We start from the raw sequence: 16,874 nt of genomic DNA on the forward strand, positions 1-16,874 counted from the left end.
TTTATAATGAATAGTAAAAGCTTAACCACGCGCGCATTTCATCTTCAAAGCTGTCGCCTTCAACACGCGACAACCCAGCATTGAAGGTTAAATCGTTTACGCCTGCAGGCCCCATTCCGAAGCTAAAATCACCTTGATATTTTAAGCCATAACTTTGTGCATAAACGCTGTTGTCTAATTGATGTTGCTTATAGTAAAGCCAGGGCATGCCTTCTTTAAAGCTGATGCCACCACCATAACCTTGGTAACGCTCTGCAGTTGCACTGTGATATGGCAGTTCAGCAGCAAGCACAAACTCGCTACTTTGTTGCTGATTAATCAGGTTAGAGCTAAACCCACCTAAAGCTAAATCACTATCGTCTCGCTGTTTTTGTTCAAAGCTCACAAACATGGGAATATTAAATGCTTTGCCAAATACTTTTGTTGCCAAGTCATAACCTTGCCAATGACGACTGTGATTCCGCCCATCATAAATACTGGCATAAATACTCTGCCCTATGGCAAATGCTTGGCGGTCGTGTTGCCATTGCTGACTAATACTCAACCGTGTCCAATTTTTATGACCATTTTTATAATCTGTATAGTTATAAGCAAGTTCTGGGGTTAACTGTAATTGACCAAATTTCAATGGGTGGCTTATTGCAGCAAAGCCACCTCGGGCGTCAATATCGACGTTTAAGCTAGGTTGATATTGATGTGATGTATCCAAATTATAATCAAATAGCGCAAGCTTAAACTTTGTATTCAGCGCATTGTATTTTGCTTGTACAAACCCTCCATGTAATGCACCGTCATGCAAATTAATGTTATAACCCGCTTGTAAATCAAGTTGCTTTAATAGGTCGCTACTTTTTATACCTACGCTTAGCAAACTGGTTGACGCTGAATAATACTGTGATCCCAAGGCAAACGTCGCTTGCTGATCAAGTACTGCGTAATCGCTTTGTTCTACTATCTCATCGGTATATATTTTTGCCGGTGGCAAGGTATGCTTATTTACCATCAACAATGGAGCTTCACTGGTTACAGCGAGATCCGTCACGGCTGCGCGATTTTTTGCTATTGTTAGCGTTTTTACATCAGGGCCATCGGCATTAGTGGAAAAATAAAGTAGTGAGCCATCTTCTGTTTCAATCGGATATGCGAGCGCTTCTTGCCCGTTAGTTAAGCGGGTGAGGGTGTTATTTTTTATATGGTAATTATAAATATCAGTCTTATTATTTAAGCCAGCAACAAAATAGATAGACTCCCCATTTTGACTAAAACTCGGCTGGCTTAAATATTGATACCCATTAGGCATTGGGACTGACTGCCTAGTATCACCGGCCAACTCTTGTATATACAACTGCCAGTTTTCGTTTAATGACGCTGATAAATAAGCTAATTTTATTTCATCGGGGCTTAGGGTCGGGTAATCATACGTCGTTTTTAAGCTCTTGGTAAAAAGTGGCGTGATTGTTTGTGTATTAAGGTCGACTTTTACTAATTCAGAATACCCAGCTCTTATTTGCTCACCGTAAAGTGTTTCACCATCGCGGGTAACACTAAAACGACGAATACCAGCCAGTTCAGTGAGTTGTTCGACGTTGCCAGTATCTATGTTATAGCTAAAAATGTCAGACACTTTGTTATAAGTCCCCGACTCCTCAATACTGTAGGCATTAAAATAAAGAGTGTTATTGCCTACCCACTGCGGATTGGCAATACCTGCGCGATTTATTTGATTTAATATTTGTTTTTGTTCGCGCTTAAATACACTTGGCGCAGTATCAGGAATATCCTTAGCATCATCTTCAAGTAATTGCTTTTGTGCTTTAGTAAATTGCTGTTGCGCTTTAGTGTTGTCTTCAGTGCTATAAATTATGAGCTTGGTATTACTTTTTTTATCACGCTCCACTATGGCAATTTTGCTGCCATCACCAGAAAGAGCGGGGTTGCTAGCGTATAAATCAAGCTTTAACCAAAGCTTGCTATTAAGTGGTGACTCGGTTTGCTCTTGTTGCATTGCTTTGTAAGTGAACTCAGCAATAAATCGACGATATAGCTTGGCAGCGCTTTGCCCGAATACACCAGAAAATGCGTCGTCAAAATCTCGAGACTTAACCGCCCGCATACGAACCCATACATTATCGACCAGCTGCTCTGAGTAATTTTGCTCTAGCCAGTATAAAAAACGACTTCCCATTAAATACGCCATGGAGCCCGCCATAAAGCCTTCATCACTATTTAGTTGCCCATAGGTCGGAAGCGCTCCTTGCTGAGCAAACTCCCTGAGTATTGCCTCAGAATAGTTATCAAAGAGTCGCCCTCGACCCGTCATTTTAGACTCAATTAAAGTGGCGTATCCTTCAGCTACCCAGCGTGGTGTGTCTCCATAGGTTAAATCGTAAAGATCCCATACCCCTCTAATTTTTTGTTGCCACTCGCTGCGAGTCGGCTGCGCTAAATGAACTAAGTGAATGTACTCGTGCAGCACTAGTAATTGCTGCCAGCCCGATGAGTTTGAGATTACTGTGTCCGATTGTGGTGGCGTAGTAAAAAGCGCCATAACGGGATTATTAGAGGTTGGCAAGGCAAAGCCATTAGCTGCATTTAAAGGATCAAATACCACCACATCGACAATTTTATCAAGCGCACGATTTTGCTGCTCAAGCACTTTAGTACGGACAATCTCCAGCTCCACAGCAGTCGATTTAGCAAAATCAGTATGCTCACTACTAAAGTGAACATTAAAATGCTCAGTATGAATGGTTTGCCAATTGGCTGCGAAGCTTGGTGCAGCCAGTAATAAGGCTGATGCAATGAGTGACTTTTTCACAATAATCCCTTAAATAGTGCTTTTAATAATGCTTAGAGTATTATTAAAAGGGAAAAACGGGCAGTAAAAAAGTGTAATAAAGCATGTGCAAATGTGTATTTACACCTGCTTTATTATTTAACCTGAACTTTAGTTGTTTTCAACAAGAGAAGTTACATCCAACTACGAGGGTCTGACTCAGCCTGCATCAGTGTAAAATCTATAATGAAGTCAGCATCTTGCTGTTTTAAATATGGGACATACGCACCGCCTGCAGCAAGTTGTATATACAGGCTTTTTAAGCCAGAACGACGCATAAAAAAGGTGCTCACACTGCGAGCGCTTTGTGCTTTGTACAGCTCAAATACTCGGTAATGCACGCCAATCATACCTTTGCGCACCACCATATAAAAACGCCCATCTTGTTGATGAAGGTAATACCCATAACGTTTATAAGATAAAAACACTAACGCGGCTAATAACAAAAATAACGCTAACGGAATTAATACATTAAGTTGCATAAAGCTAATTAAAAACCCAGAAGCAACACTCGGTAGCAAGGCATAAAACACCATATTTTTATATAACAATGCCCTTTCTACCGCCTTGAATGCCAGCTTTTTACTGTCAAACCATGGGTAAATCCACTGACACACATTATCAACTTGCTCCTGCGTGAGCACAGGTAACACTAAGGTTTGTTTATTCTTTTTCGCCATACTTGCAGCGCCACCACTGCTGGCTTGCAAACACTCAACAGTAAAACGTTTCAATAGCCTAGCAATTAGGTTTTGCTTAATAACTATAGATTGCACTTTATCTAAACTAATTGATAGTTGATGGCGTTCTAACAGCCCTGCAATACGTTTAAATTTTTTATTTTTAAAATAAAGCTGATAATTATAGAACCGAATGAGCGACATAGTCACCGATAAAAACACCGCTATAAATACCAATACAAAAATCAAAGTAATTACTGCAAATACCGCTGCATTAGCCATCATACCCAGCTCTTGCTGATAAAAACCCTCTATTTTTGTTATAAACTGCTGCTCTAAAAAATCGATTGCCACATTCATAAAAGGGGCAATAGCGGCAAGCGCTAAAATGGCCATGTTCGACATTAAACCAAACTTAGCTATTTCTTTATTTGAAATGAATAAACTATTTTCGTCCTGCTCTTCAATATGAGACTGCGCTGTGTCAGCTACTTCTGCTGGTGGTTGCTGCTGTGCTTTGTAGTCAAATACTTGTTTGCGCATTTGCTGGGCATAACCGCTGGTTACTCCCGGCAATACCGCTTCTTGGGCAACACTGCCGGCAGCATCAAAAATGCAATTAACTAAACCTACTGGAGTAAAATAAAAGGGCTCAGCTATGTTTACATTTTGCACCCTAGAAAACTTTAAGGTGAGTCGCTCTTTTTTAAATACGCCTTTATTTAGTAAAATTTCATGCTCGTCAGTAATACAAAAACGAAAACTACGGTAATACAAAAAACAATAAGCAAGCAATGAAGTCAAAGCAATCGCGAGCGCAACTTGCCCCCAAAATAGTTTATTTTCTACCTGGGTAACAAATACCACTAACACAGGCAGTAAATTAAATAAGCCGTCTTTGACAAAGCGAACACTAAAATGCATCACAAAATAAGCCAATGCCCAGGGCGACACTTTTTGCCAATTAAGTGAAGGTGGCGTCATTTGCGTAGCATCAACACTCACTGGCAGCAACCTCACTCGTGGTTTCATCGTGGCGATAGCTTTGTACAAACTGACGGATATTTTTGCACTTTTCGTGGGTCAGACCGCTAATTTGTAAATCAGCACTCATCCCCCCTGCGCTGTAAAGCCTTAAACTGGCTAAACCCAGTTTTCGCTCTATTGGCCCACGATGTATTTCAATATGCTGCACTCGTGCTAACGGTAAAATAGTTACCTGCTGCCAAATAATACCCTTTTTAAATGCTATATCGTGGGTACGCAATGCACTGCCTTGTAATTTAATACTGAACACGCTGTATAGCATACAAAGTAAAATTAATAGCGGAACAGCAACCAATAAGTAACCTTGCGCCATGGCAGCAAAATCTGTATTAAAATAACAAACAACCGCTAGCACTAAGCAAAAAGGAATGAAAAATAACAACCAATTCAATTGTGCATGCAATAACGCTTTATCGGCAAGCGGCTCAAACACTATGCTTTTATGTTGCGGTAGATCGGTTATTTGTTGATTAGTAAACACACTTTGCTCCATTGGACTTAGCCAAGCCACTTTATTGTTGTCACTAAGGTATGACTTTGTTTAGGCTCAAGCGTAACCGCATCTTCAAGCACATTCGCAGCTTCTAGGCATAACATGCTTTTATAATCATCATCGGCAAAATTTGATAGCCGCTTTGATTTTTCAATCCATGGATTCCATAGTACGCACGACTGCGAGTTTTCTCTGCTAACACTGATCATCCCTTGAGGAGTATCAATTGTTTGAACTGCGGCGGCTTGGGTATAAACCATATCGGTTTCACGGGAAAAGTCGACCACGTCATTTTGCTGATGAGGCCCTTGACCAAATTCTATATATTGCGCCCCTTGCAGCCCTGCCACTCGGGTATTATTAATATCTTCTGTTGGAAAGTAAGTATGCAATGCTTGTGTATAACTAAATGGTACGTTGCCTAAATTACAGGTGGTTAAACGCACCTCTAATTGCTCTGATAAGATAAACTCAACCCGTAATGACGACTGATGCGGCCAAAAAGTAGAATCTACCTGCTTCATTGGTAATTTAAGGCTCACAGTAACCTCGCTGTCGGTTTCATGCACTTCATCAGCTTGCCATACGTGTGTGCGAGCAAAGCCATGCGCGGGGAAGTCCGAATTTTCATGTTGCCCAAACCAAGGCCAGCAAATAGGAATGCCACCACGAATACTTTTCCCCTCGCTAAAGGTTTCATCCCCAGACACCCACAATAATGGCAATTTACCTTTGGGTGTAAACTCAGTTATTTGCCCACCTTGTAAAAATATTTTCGCCTCACATTGGCGACTATTAATACTAATAAATTCTAAACCGCTATGTGTACGCTCAATACATACTGAGGGTGATAATTGCATTTTATTTCCTTTAACACTGAGACTAATTTCTAATACTTAACCTGAGTACAGGTTACTTGTACACAAACAATAATGCATGCTTAAAGCATAAGCTACATAGAATAGTTATTTAAATTGAGTTAGTTACTATACTTTTATGCCACATCAATGGCTAAATTACGACTAAAGTTTTACATCTGTGGCTTGCGTATCGCTTTTAACCTACGTAAGGTGCGCAACCTTAGCAAACAGAATGTTATGAACGTTTAATAAATTAAAGATAATAAATACTATTTTAATTACTGCTCAAATTAATAAAAACCAATAAAAACTAATAACAGCGGGCTGAAATAACATATATCATTTGAATTCAATTTATTTGATGTGTAACATTTCATGATTACGGCAAATGATTCGCCTTCCATGAGACAAGCAAATGCAAAAATATGACGAATTACTAGTTTCTTTACGTAAGGTGATCCGTGCGATTGACTTACATTCAAAGCAACTGAATAAAACAGCAGGTTTAACAGGGCCACAACTGCTTATTATGCAGGAAGTGTCTCAAACTGATGGTATTACCGCCAGTCGTATTGCGCAAAACGTTAACTTAAGCCCCGCAACGGTTACTAATATTCTTGACCGAATAGAGAGCAAAAACTTAGTAACACGTGTTCGCAGTCAAATGGATAAGCGCCGAGTCAGCTTATACCTTACCGAACAAGGTAAGGAACTACTCGAAAAAGCACCTCAGCCATTACAAGAGCATTTTATCGAAAAATTTTCAGCTCTTGCTGAATGGGAACAGAGTTTACTACTTTCATCTATGCAGCGCATTGCCGCAATGATGGATGCAGATAAGCTAGACGCCTCCCCACTTTTAGAAGTAGGCGCACTGTTTCAAACTCCTAAAGAATAAAACGCAGTATAAAAACAATAAAATCCCTTTGCTCGCCTTAAATGACTTAGTTGATAACTTGTAACTAAGCCATTTAAGCTTCATTTTATCCTGTAATTGGCTTACCTTTTACCGTTTAACTTATTAAATAGAGCTAGCGTGAAAATACAAAACGTTTTTATTTATTATAAAAATATCGGCTTTAAATTGCTGGGGTTGCTGTGTGTATTACTCGGCATTATTGGTGTTGTCCTACCCGTTATGCCAACCACGCCGTTTTTAATTTTAGCCTTAGCCTGTTTTGCTCGCTCATCTAGCGCGCTTGAATCTTGGCTATTAAACCATCCTCGCTTTGGCACAACATTACAACATTGGCGCGCTCATCAAGTAGTTCCTGTAAAGGCAAAATATGCTGCGAGCATAGGTATGCTAATAGGCTTTATATTTTTATTATACAGCAGCCCTCCTTCTTGGGTTATTGTCCTAGTTGCTGTTGTAGAAGTGCTGGTTTTGACTTACTTAATTTCTAAGCCCTCAACTCCACCTAAAAACTAATACATTCGATATAAGTAAAATAAAGTGTAAAGTTTGGTAAATAAATTTGTAACAGCTAATGCAAATCATTATCATCCGTACAAATTAATTAAATCTGCACCTTTTATGCCCTTTGTTAATAAACGCGCTTTATATAGTACGAGTCGTGCTTTACATATCTATATTTCTACCGCTTTGTTTTTTTTACTTATTCTATTTTGTGTAAGCGGCATAGTGCTAAATCATGTTGACTGGTTAAAAAACGATAAAAACAACGGCCAAATTACCGCAGCAATTCCAGCTGAACTACTTGTAAAAGCACAAACAGAATTAAACACTCTACCTACTATTTATCCTCAAATAGAAGCTTACCTAGCCAAGCAATATGGGCTGAATAAAGTAAAAAGCATTGAATGGGAAAAGCAAGATTCACTGGTCATGCTCGACTATCCATTACCAGCAGGCTACGCCTACGCAGAATTTGATTTTATTAGTGGCGAATTGTTACTCGATTATCAAACTGGGGGGTTTTTAAGTGTAATTGGCGACCTACATAAAGGTCGTTACAGCGGTGAAGTATGGAGCTGGGTTATTGATATATCAGCAGTGTTGATGATCCTATTTGCCATCACCGGCATGATTATTTTATTTCAAAATAGAAAAAAACGCTTAGCAGGAATATGGATAACCGCATTAGGTGTAGCAACACCTATCGTTATTTACCTTTGTTGGGTACCACAAATAAAAGGAGTGTCTTAATGTTTAAAATTAAACCATGGCTAAGCATCACGCTGTTAGTTGCCGCGCTATTTCAAATTAATGCTCATGCACAATCGCCAAGGTTAGAAGTTGAATTAACCCTCGCCGATTTAAACGTGCAACCTTACCACCGACCTTATGTTGCTGTATGGCTGGAAACACCAGAGCGCAAACACGTAACAACGCTTGCACTATGGGTTCAAAAAGCAGAATGGTTTAAAGATCTACGCCAATGGTGGCGCAAAGCCGGTAAAGGTAATGCTCAGTTTGATGGTGTCAGCGGCGCAACCAAGCGTGCCGGCACATATACAATTAGTTGGGATGGCAACGATCTAAACGGTAACCCTGTAACGCCCGGTAAATACCTACTTAATATTGAAGTTGTGCGCGAAGAAGGTGGCCGTGATTACAGCCGCATTGAGCTTGACTTAACCCAATCAGAGAAAATAACTATTGAAGGTAAAAACGAATTTGCGACCAGCTTTGTCACTGTAAACGCTAGGTAGCCCTACTTATCATTCAAATTTAAAGGAAAAATAATGAACGTTAATTTATCAAAAATTGCATTAATAGGCGCACTGAGTTTATCGGCGCTTGTATCAACAGCGGCAAGCGCACATGCCCGTTGGTTACTACCTTCGCACACTTCGCTTTCTGGCGATAAAGCGCATTACGTTATGATTGACGCAAGTATTTCTAACGAAATTTTTGCACCTGATAAAGCATTTCGTCCAAGCACAAAAGGCGCAGAGTACGACGATACTCTGCTTATGGCACTTGCCCCAAATGGCGAGCAAGTTACCGATACCATTCGTGCCTATTACCTAAAGCGCAAAAGCTCTGCAGCAGTAAAACTTCAGCAACAAGGCACTTATCATATTGCGATGACGCAAAAACCTATGTACATGACCTTCTACAAAAATGCAGCAGATGAGCGAAGCCGCGTATTCGCCAAAAAAGCTGATGCCAACTTACCTAAAGATGCCAGCGATATCACCACAATTAAAACCATCTCTACTGTTGATACCTTTGTTAGCCATAATGGCACGTCTAAACCGGCACTATTAGGTCAAGGCTTAGAGCTAAGCGGCCCAACCCATCCAAACGACTTATTTGTTGGTGAACAAGCACGCTTTCAACTACTAAGCGATGGCAAGCCGGTTGGCGAAGGGATTGAAATAAGTATTTTAAAAGGTGATACACGTTACCGTAATAGCCGTGGTGAGATTAAAGTAACCACAGATAAAGACGGTTTTTTTGCCACTACTTGGCAACACCCTGGTTTATACCTAATTGAAACGTCTCAAAAAGTAACAGTTAATGAAGCTGGCGTAGACGTAGGTCGCTATGCACTATTTACAACCCTTGAAGTAGCACCTGAATAACTTCTTAATTCCCTACAGGCCACATTAATAGTTTGGCCTGTAGCTTCTTTATAATTAAAACCCTTTAGCAAAGCTTTAAACCAAATTAGCCATTTTCGCTGCCTAAATAAGCATAACCCTATATTTTATCCTCCTTTTCTGTTCCTATTTCGATCTGTTATTCCGATCACTTCTTTTTATAAAAATAGTTGAATAACATAGTCAATTTAGATCTTTGCGGTGCACTAGCCACTTCTATATGATGCGCACTTTTCAAAATCTTCAAGGCACGCTTAATGACTTTCCAGCATTTATCAGCTAATAAAAAATTAGCACTTAGCTTGGCTATTACCACCGCACTTAGCGCCTCTTTTTCAGTTGCGAATGCGGCTGAGCAAACTAACCAAGTGGAAGAGAATATCGAAGTAATTTCAGTAACAGGCACGCGCCGCAGCTTACGAAGTATTGCGCAAAGTACCGTGCCTGTGGATATTATTAGCAGCGACGATATGGCAAGCACAGGTCAACTTGAAATCAGCCAAGTGCTCGCTAACCAAGTACCAAGCTTTAACTACCCAAGTGCCACACTGTCTGATGGTACCGATCATGCTCGCCCAGCGGTTTTAAGAGGCCTTGCACCTGATCACACTCTAGTGCTTATTAATGGTAAACGTCGCCACTCTGGTGCGTTATTAAACTTAGGCGGTACGGTTGGTCGCGGCTCTACCGCGGTTGATTTAAACATGATCCCCACCTCTGCAATTAAGCGTGTTGAGGTACTACGTGATGGGGCAGCAGCACAATATGGTTCTGACGCCATTGCGGGTGTAATCAATATTGTTTTAAAAGATGCAACCGAAGGCGGTAGTGTTAGCGTAACTTATGGCCAATACGACAGCCAAATGGCCGGTGTACCACAACTAAATAGCACTTATGCTGATGAGAACGGTAACCTTGCTTTTAATTTAGGCGACGATCGTCAAGTTAACGACGGTAATACCCGCACAATTAGCGCAAATTCTGGTTTTTCACTGGCAGACAATGGCTTTTTAAACGTCTCGATTGAATACCGTGATAACGACTCAACTCAACGCTCTGGTTTTGATCCGCGCGAACAATACAGCCGCCTAGATGATGGCAGCCTAGACCCACGCGAATTTACAATCAACCGCTATAATCATCGTTTTGGTAAAGCTGAGCTTGAAGATTACGCGTTGTTTTATAACATGGGATACGACTTAGATAACGGCTTTAATGTTTATTCGTTTGGTAGCTATTCTGAGCGTGAAGGTAACTCTGGCGGATTTTACCGCCGTGCAAAAGACAGCCGCAATGTTTTAGAGCTATACCCCAATGGCTTTTTGCCACAAATTGCTACGGACGTAAAAGATTACTCGCTGGCACTTGGTTTACAAGGCGATAGTGGCGACTGGGTGTGGGATGTAAGCACTAACTATGGTCGAAATGACTTTGGCTTAGGGGTTGTAAATAGCCTAAATACTTCGCTAGGTACTAATAGCCAAACTGAGTTTGATAATGGCGCCATGGTTTACGATCAACTTTTAGTTAACTTTGATGCAAATACTACCGTTGATTTTGGCCTACCTGATGATGTGTTTTTCACTATTGGTGCTGAGTATCGCCGTGAAAGCTATAAAATAGAGCAAGGTGAAGAAGCTTCTTATATTACTGCACTTGATGACAACGGCAACCCAATTGCTGCTGGCGGCGCGCAAGTGCTTCCTGGTTTTGGACCACAAAGCGCAACTAACGAAAGCCGTCATAATGTTGCCGTATTTGCTGAATTTGACACTTATTTAACTGATAAGTGGAATGTAGTTTTAGCCAGTCGTTATGAAGATTACAGCGATTTTGGTAACACATTTACTTCAAAATTAGCCACGCGTTACAGTATTACCGACAACCTATCATTACGTGGTGCTGCCAGTACTGGGTTTCGTGCGCCGTCACTTGCACAAAGCTCGTACCGTCAAATATCGACTATTCTTGAAAATAACCAGCCTTTTGAAGTTGGCCTATTTCCAAGCTCTGCTCCTGCAGCGCAAGCATTAGGTGCAAAACAGCTCGATGCCGAAGACTCGGTTAATGTTACCGCTGGATTTGTTTATACCCAAGGTAACTTTAGTTTAACGGTTGATGCGTACCGCATTGATATTGATGACCGGATCGTACTCTCTGAAAACTTAAGCGGTAACGCTGTGCAGCAAATTCTAGCCAATGCGGGCGAGCTAAATACCGAAAGTGTGCGTTACTTTACTAACGCCATAGATTCGCGCACGCAAGGTGTTGATATTGTGGCAACGTACACGCTTGATTTAAATACATTGGGTGATCTGCGCTTAAACGCAGCAGCAAACATTAATGACACCGAAGTGACTCATGTTGATGCAAACCCAAGCGAGCTAAGTTCTTTAGGTGTTGACTACGTGGTATTTGCCCGTCGTGAAGTCGGTCGTTTTGAGCAAGGCACACCCGATAACAAGCTAAACCTATCAGCCGTTTGGAGCTTTAACCAATGGCAAACAACCTTGCGTGCAACTCGCTATGGGGAAGTGGCAGATATTTCAACTACCAGCGATGGTGATGAATATTTAGATGCCAAATGGATCACTGATTTAGAAGTTGCTTATCGCCCTAACGATGCGTGGAAGTTTGCAGTCGGTGCAAATAATCTGTTTGATCAGTATCCACAAGCAACGGTAGATAACATTGGCTACTCTAACTTTGGGCAAATATTTCCATACACGCCTTATACACCCTACAGTTTAGATGGGCGCTTTTTATACGGTAACATTACTTATAGCTTTTAAGTAAACATCAATTAAAAATAGAGTAATTACAAAAGGATGCATCGCGCATCCTTTTTATTAACATTTAGTCTTTTTCACCATATTTTGGCATTTTATCTTTTTAGCAATCACTGTCATTTCATATAAAACAATAACTTACATTTCGGTCTCATTTTTGCTCTATACTTTGTATATTAACTAAAATAATCAATATCAAAGGACTAAACATGAGCGCATCAACTCTATTCAACTTCACTAAGCCCGTTTCACTAATTAGCGGTATTTTATTACTCAGCGGTTGTGTATTTCATATATCGCCTAGCGTTGCGTCGGTAAAACAAACACAACAACTTACATTACCTAGCAATAACCTTGAATACCTAGACGTACTAAGCGGCGCAGGTTCACTTAAAATAACAGGCTCATCAACAGCAACCAGTATTAGTGTTAACGCCACTATATACACTGCCGACATTGACGATGAATACGAACTCACACTCGAGCAAAACGGTACACAAGCAAAGCTTGTTGCACAAAACAAAAGTAATACTGGAATTACCTTTTACAGCGGTCAATCACCAAGTATTGATTTAGTGGTCACTGTACCTAACAAGCTAAATTTAGATATTAACGACGGCTCAGGCGATATTGTTATTAACGCGATGCAAAGCAATATTGATGTAAAAGATGGCTCTGGCAGTATTGATATTAATAGTGCTAAAAACTTAAATATTGACGATGGCTCGGGCAGTATTTACGTAAAAAATGTAGTCGGCGATTTAGCATTAAATGATGGTTCAGGTAGCATTGATATTGATAATGTCAGTGGTAATGTCGCAATTGAAGATGGCTCTGGCGAAATACAAGTCACTAATGTAACAGGCGCATTAAACGTTGAAGATGGCTCGGGCGGCATAACTATCAAGCATATTAATGGCGCAGTTACCGTAGACGATAACTCTGGAGATATGCTGATTGAACATATTGACTCAAGCGTAACTATTGAAGATGGCTCTGGCGATATTCGCGTTAATCACGCTAAAGGGCTAACTATTACAGAAGCAGGCTCTGGCGATGTTAGCATCGATAATATCTCTGGTTCAGTAAAGCTAGACTAATAATCTAATTTTGCTTTCGAATTATATAAAACGGTCAATTAATTGACCGTTTTTGGTTTTGTATAATCAATAGTGTGGTCACAGCTGCCATCGTTTTCACAATCATTTATTCCATCGCCATCGCTATCCCAGCTTGGGTGCATAGTTTTTACAGGCACGGCTACATCTGCATGTTTAATAATGGTTAACTTATAATCGCTTGTTTCACCACGTCTCGCTGCATTACGCATTAAATAAACTCGCACAACATAATCTCCATCTGTGCTGAGTTGATATTTAGCTTCATGCCCTTCTATTGAGCCAATAAATACGGCTTCATTACTGTCTAAGGGCAAAATATTAAAGTAGTTACTTAAATTTGAAGGAGTCAGGGTCACATTCAGAATTTCACCTGCTTTTGCACTAACTAAATAGTCATTAAATTCATCACCAGTAATTTGCTGTTCAAGCTCAGCTCGCTGTGGTTCAAACTCAACCTTGTACTGTTGAGCTTGCACCGTTTGTGTCAATACCGCAGCAAACACAGTGGTCAGCATAATTTTTAAAAGCAGCTTAATACTCATTTTAGTTCCTATAAAAAACATATAAATTTAATGGTACACAATAAAGTAATACCAATTCGCTTAATTAAGTGAGCTATTTTGAGGGAGGGCAATCGTGTCGATAGCAAGGTAAAACTTTGTTATTTTGTTATTTAGTTGTTCTAAAAGAGAAGTTTTTAACGCAACTAACATCTGGTTTATCCCTTCAAAATGATTAAATAGTATTGCGGATTAGTATGCGTTAATAATGTTTCTTTCACAATTAACTCAAACTTAATTTATAGTAGTATCAAAATATAAATAACTCCTAACCTCAAGAGAGCACCCCATGCTAGAAATTGCTTTAATTTACTTAGCCGCCGCTATCGTTGCAGTTCCCATAGCAAAACGACTTGGGCTTGGCTCTGTGCTGGGTTATTTAATTGCCGGCATTTTGATAGGCCCTTACGCATTAGGAGTTGTAGGCGACCAAACTGATGTAATGCACTTTGCCGAATTTGGCGTAGTGATGATGCTATTTTTGGTCGGCCTTGAACTGCAACCTTCGCGTTTATGGACTCTGCGTCACTCAATTTTAGGGCTTGGCGGATTACAAGTAGTATTAAGTGCAGCAGCTATTTTTGCTTTTTGTTATTGGTTTTTTGCTATGCATTGGCAAACCGCACTGGCTATAGGCTTAATGCTCGCGCTATCTTCAACGGCTATTGTGCTGCAAAGCCTTGAAGAAAAAGGCTGGTTAAAGCAAGAAGCTGGGCAAAATGCATTTTCGGTTTTACTATTTCAAGATATTGCGATTATACCTATTTTAGCGCTACTCCCCTTACTCGCTTTTGCACCACAAGGTAACTCAAAAGACGTTAACGACTCCATCATTGCTAGCTGGCCTATTTGGCAACAAGTAGGGGTTTCTGTTGCGGTTATTGCCGCTATTATTGCTGGCGGTAAATATGTATCGGCACCACTGTTTAGATATATCGCGCAAACCCACATGCGAGAAATATTCACAATTTTTGCATTGTTTTTAGTGGTGGCTATTTCGCTAGTGATGCAAAGTATTGGCTTATCACCCGCACTCGGTACTTTTTTAGCCGGTGTTGTATTGGCCGAAAGTGAATTTAGACACGAGCTAGAAGCCGATATAGAGCCCTTTAAAGGCTTATTACTGGGGTTATTTTTTATCACGGTTGGCGCATCAATTAATTTTGAATTGCTGTTTAACCAGTTCAGTATCGTGATTGCCTTAGTGGTGTTATTAATTGTCATTAAAGCCTGCATTTTATTTGCCCTTGCTGTCACATTTAATATCAGCTCAAAGCAAAAACTCTTGTTTACTCTAGCACTCGCACAAGGTGGAGAATTTGCGTTTGTACTTTTAAGCGTGACCACCACATTAAGTATTTTAACTCCAGAGCAAACCAGCCTAGTGACCTTAGTGGTTGCGGTATCTATGCTAATAGCCCCTTTATTACTGATGCTTTACGAGCAGCTACAAAAACGAAGTAGTAGCACTAAGCCCGAGTTTGATAAACCAGAACAAATAAGCACAGCAAAACATGTGATCATTGCCGGATATGGCCGTTTTGGGCAAATAATGGGACGTTTATTACATGCACAAGGCTACGAAATTACCGTACTTGATCACAGCCCAAGCCAAATAGAACTGCTGCGCCGCTTTGGTAATACCGTATTTTATGGTGATGCAGCACGCCAAGAACTGCTTGAAGCAGCAGGCGCGCACACAGCACAAATGCTGGTTGTTGCAATTGATAACCCTGATAAAACCATTGAGATTATTAAGCTGGCGCATAAAAACTATCCACAATTAAAAATAGTAGCGCGTGCCATAGATCGCCGCCATGCATACCAATTACTTAATTTAAAAGTGGATGCGTTTAACCGCGAAACCGTCGACTCAGCCATAAACTTAGCCATAGAATCGTTGCAATTGCTTGGTAATAGCAAAGAAGATGCTGAACGTGCTGGTAAATTATTTAGAGATCACGACCGTGCAGCGGTACTGCAACTTGCCGAACTATGGGGTGATGATGCCAGTTATGGTGTGGCTGTGCGTCAGCGTATGGAGGATTTAAAGCAAGTATTACAACAAGATAAACAAGCACGGCAAAACTTAAATACCTGTGACGCCAACGACTATAAAAATGGCTTAACCGAGAGCACGGTTAAGCCAAAAAATGCTAGTGATGATGCCCACCTTGAATAGCTTCGCCTTGCTGGTTATAAAAACCGGTAGCGCCGTGCTCTATAAAACCTAGGTTAATCATTTTAGCTAAAAATGGATCGCTTTCGTTATCGCCAATATCCGCGTAATCGGTGGTTTGAAAGTTATCCCATTTTGCAAACTGAGCCTTAATTGTAGGTGTATCACTGTTTACATCATTTAAGCTAAGCAAGGTTTGAGTATCACTTTTTTTATTGGTCACACTAAAAGTTTTAACTAATTTTGCTTGCGAGAAAAAAGCCAGCTTAAATTGGTTATCGCCCTCATTAAGCACGTAATTTTTTACTTCATTACAACCCTCACCTTGTGAACTTACTAGGGTCATTTTTGCAATTAAATGGTTATCCACCAGCTGACTTTTAGCGCTCCAATTTTGCACTCCACGTACCTCCGATGGTTGGTACTCAATACCGCGTTGTTCGGCATTAAAGTAACGAATAGGACGAAGCTGGTTATTACTTAGCTGCTGCCAAAGCTCGGTTAGTGTTTCACTTTGATGCGCCACCTGCTGATTGTTTCGCCAAAGAGTAAGTGACTGGGTACTGTGCTGCGATTTGTGCTGATTGGTAATTTTATAGTCGGCTTTTAGTTGCGCAGCATCAATGTCGCACTGCTGGGCGAGCGCACTCGTGCTGGCCAGTGCTGAGAATATAAATAATAGCTTTTTCATTGGGGTAGTCTCTTGGTTAAACATTACTTTATGACTCTAAAATAA

At 40.5% G+C, this 16,874-nt stretch carries 14 protein-coding genes; 8 read left to right on the top strand and 6 right to left on the bottom strand.

Annotation, left to right across the window (positions count from 1 at the left end; genetic code table 11):
* Window position 1: 1 nt before the first annotated feature.
* From AN392_RS07460 to AN392_RS07475, 4 genes are all read right to left on the bottom strand, one after another.
* Window positions 2-2,818: a PD40 domain-containing protein gene (locus tag AN392_RS07460; RefSeq protein WP_055012349.1), complete on the bottom strand. Its 2,817-nt coding sequence runs from the start codon at window positions 2,816-2,818 to the stop codon at window positions 2-4.
* Between the two features lie 152 nt (window positions 2,819-2,970).
* Complete coding sequence (locus tag AN392_RS07465) at window positions 2,971-4,500, bottom strand: PH domain-containing protein (protein ID WP_408003204.1); 1,530 nt, start codon at window positions 4,498-4,500, stop codon at window positions 2,971-2,973.
* 10 nt (window positions 4,501-4,510) lie between these two features.
* The gene (locus AN392_RS07470; RefSeq protein WP_008112838.1) at window positions 4,511-5,056 is read right to left on the bottom strand and encodes a PH domain-containing protein; all 546 of its coding nucleotides are present in this window, start codon (window positions 5,054-5,056) and stop codon (window positions 4,511-4,513) included.
* A gap of 5 nt (window positions 5,057-5,061) precedes the next feature.
* A complete protein-coding gene (locus tag AN392_RS07475; protein ID WP_055012351.1) occupies window positions 5,062-5,916 on the bottom strand; it encodes a D-hexose-6-phosphate mutarotase in 855 nt (284 codons plus the stop codon).
* 415 nt (window positions 5,917-6,331) lie between these two features.
* Here AN392_RS07475 and AN392_RS07480 point away from each other — a divergent pair, with 415 nt between their 5' ends.
* The 7 genes from AN392_RS07480 to AN392_RS07510 all read left to right on the top strand — a co-directional run bounded on the left by AN392_RS07480 (window position 6,332) and on the right by AN392_RS07510 (window position 13,378).
* The gene (locus AN392_RS07480; protein ID WP_008112832.1) at window positions 6,332-6,814 is read left to right on the top strand and encodes a MarR family winged helix-turn-helix transcriptional regulator; all 483 of its coding nucleotides are present in this window, start codon (window positions 6,332-6,334) and stop codon (window positions 6,812-6,814) included.
* A 138-nt stretch (window positions 6,815-6,952) separates the two neighbouring features.
* The gene (locus tag AN392_RS07485; protein WP_055012373.1) at window positions 6,953-7,348 is read left to right on the top strand and encodes a YbaN family protein; all 396 of its coding nucleotides are present in this window, start codon (window positions 6,953-6,955) and stop codon (window positions 7,346-7,348) included.
* Window positions 7,349-7,453: 105 nt separating this feature from the next.
* On the top strand, window positions 7,454-8,086 hold the full coding sequence (locus AN392_RS07490; protein ID WP_041709754.1) for a PepSY-associated TM helix domain-containing protein: 633 nt from the start codon (window positions 7,454-7,456) through the stop codon (window positions 8,084-8,086).
* Window positions 8,086-8,592: a DUF2271 domain-containing protein gene (locus AN392_RS07495; RefSeq protein WP_055012352.1), complete on the top strand. Its 507-nt coding sequence runs from the start codon at window positions 8,086-8,088 to the stop codon at window positions 8,590-8,592. The genes AN392_RS07490 and AN392_RS07495 overlap by 1 nt, the downstream gene beginning before the upstream one ends.
* Window positions 8,593-8,625: 33 nt before the next feature.
* The gene (locus AN392_RS07500) at window positions 8,626-9,471 is read left to right on the top strand and encodes a DUF4198 domain-containing protein (protein ID WP_054202720.1); all 846 of its coding nucleotides are present in this window, start codon (window positions 8,626-8,628) and stop codon (window positions 9,469-9,471) included.
* A 275-nt stretch (window positions 9,472-9,746) separates the two neighbouring features.
* The gene (locus AN392_RS07505) at window positions 9,747-12,281 is read left to right on the top strand and encodes a TonB-dependent siderophore receptor (protein WP_055012353.1); all 2,535 of its coding nucleotides are present in this window, start codon (window positions 9,747-9,749) and stop codon (window positions 12,279-12,281) included.
* A 206-nt stretch (window positions 12,282-12,487) separates the two neighbouring features.
* Window positions 12,488-13,378 carry a hypothetical protein gene (locus tag AN392_RS07510; RefSeq protein ID WP_054202722.1) on the top strand — a complete coding sequence of 297 codons (891 nt, stop codon included), beginning with the start codon at window positions 12,488-12,490 and terminating at the stop codon, window positions 13,376-13,378.
* 38 nt (window positions 13,379-13,416) lie between these two features.
* Here the strand turns inward: AN392_RS07510 and AN392_RS07515 are convergent, their stop codons facing one another.
* On the bottom strand, window positions 13,417-13,941 hold the full coding sequence (locus tag AN392_RS07515; protein ID WP_055012354.1) for a hypothetical protein: 525 nt from the start codon (window positions 13,939-13,941) through the stop codon (window positions 13,417-13,419).
* Window positions 13,942-14,248: 307 nt separating this feature from the next.
* Between AN392_RS07515 and AN392_RS07520 the strand changes: the two genes are divergently transcribed.
* Window positions 14,249-16,141: a monovalent cation:proton antiporter-2 (CPA2) family protein gene (locus AN392_RS07520; RefSeq protein WP_055012355.1), complete on the top strand. Its 1,893-nt coding sequence runs from the start codon at window positions 14,249-14,251 to the stop codon at window positions 16,139-16,141.
* On the opposite strand, the gene AN392_RS07525 is transcribed toward AN392_RS07520, so the two are convergent.
* On the bottom strand, window positions 16,116-16,829 hold the full coding sequence (locus tag AN392_RS07525; protein ID WP_055012374.1) for a hypothetical protein: 714 nt from the start codon (window positions 16,827-16,829) through the stop codon (window positions 16,116-16,118). The genes AN392_RS07520 and AN392_RS07525 overlap by 26 nt on opposite strands.
* Window positions 16,830-16,874: the final 45 nt, after the last annotated feature.

This window comes from Pseudoalteromonas sp. P1-16-1b, from assembly GCF_001401785.1.
Lineage (GTDB): Bacteria > Pseudomonadota > Gammaproteobacteria > Enterobacterales > Alteromonadaceae > Pseudoalteromonas > Pseudoalteromonas undina.

Coding starts and splice junctions, on each gene's coding strand:
- AN392_RS07480 (WP_008112832.1), top strand. CDS start 6,332: ATGCAAAAATATGACGAATTACTAGTTTCTTTACGTAAGGTGATCCGT.
- AN392_RS07490 (WP_041709754.1), top strand. CDS start 7,454: ATGCCCTTTGTTAATAAACGCGCTTTATATAGTACGAGTCGTGCTTTA.
- AN392_RS07510 (WP_054202722.1), top strand. CDS start 12,488: ATGAGCGCATCAACTCTATTCAACTTCACTAAGCCCGTTTCACTAATT.
- AN392_RS07475 (WP_055012351.1), bottom strand. CDS start 5,916: ATGCAATTATCACCCTCAGTATGTATTGAGCGTACACATAGCGGTTTA.
- AN392_RS07520 (WP_055012355.1), top strand. CDS start 14,249: ATGCTAGAAATTGCTTTAATTTACTTAGCCGCCGCTATCGTTGCAGTT.
- AN392_RS07515 (WP_055012354.1), bottom strand. CDS start 13,941: ATGAGTATTAAGCTGCTTTTAAAAATTATGCTGACCACTGTGTTTGCT.
- AN392_RS07505 (WP_055012353.1), top strand. CDS start 9,747: ATGACTTTCCAGCATTTATCAGCTAATAAAAAATTAGCACTTAGCTTG.
- AN392_RS07500 (WP_054202720.1), top strand. CDS start 8,626: ATGAACGTTAATTTATCAAAAATTGCATTAATAGGCGCACTGAGTTTA.
- AN392_RS07465 (WP_408003204.1), bottom strand. CDS start 4,500: ATGACGCCACCTTCACTTAATTGGCAAAAAGTGTCGCCCTGGGCATTG.
- AN392_RS07495 (WP_055012352.1), top strand. CDS start 8,086: ATGTTTAAAATTAAACCATGGCTAAGCATCACGCTGTTAGTTGCCGCG.
- AN392_RS07525 (WP_055012374.1), bottom strand. CDS start 16,829: ATGAAAAAGCTATTATTTATATTCTCAGCACTGGCCAGCACGAGTGCG.
- AN392_RS07470 (WP_008112838.1), bottom strand. CDS start 5,056: ATGGAGCAAAGTGTGTTTACTAATCAACAAATAACCGATCTACCGCAA.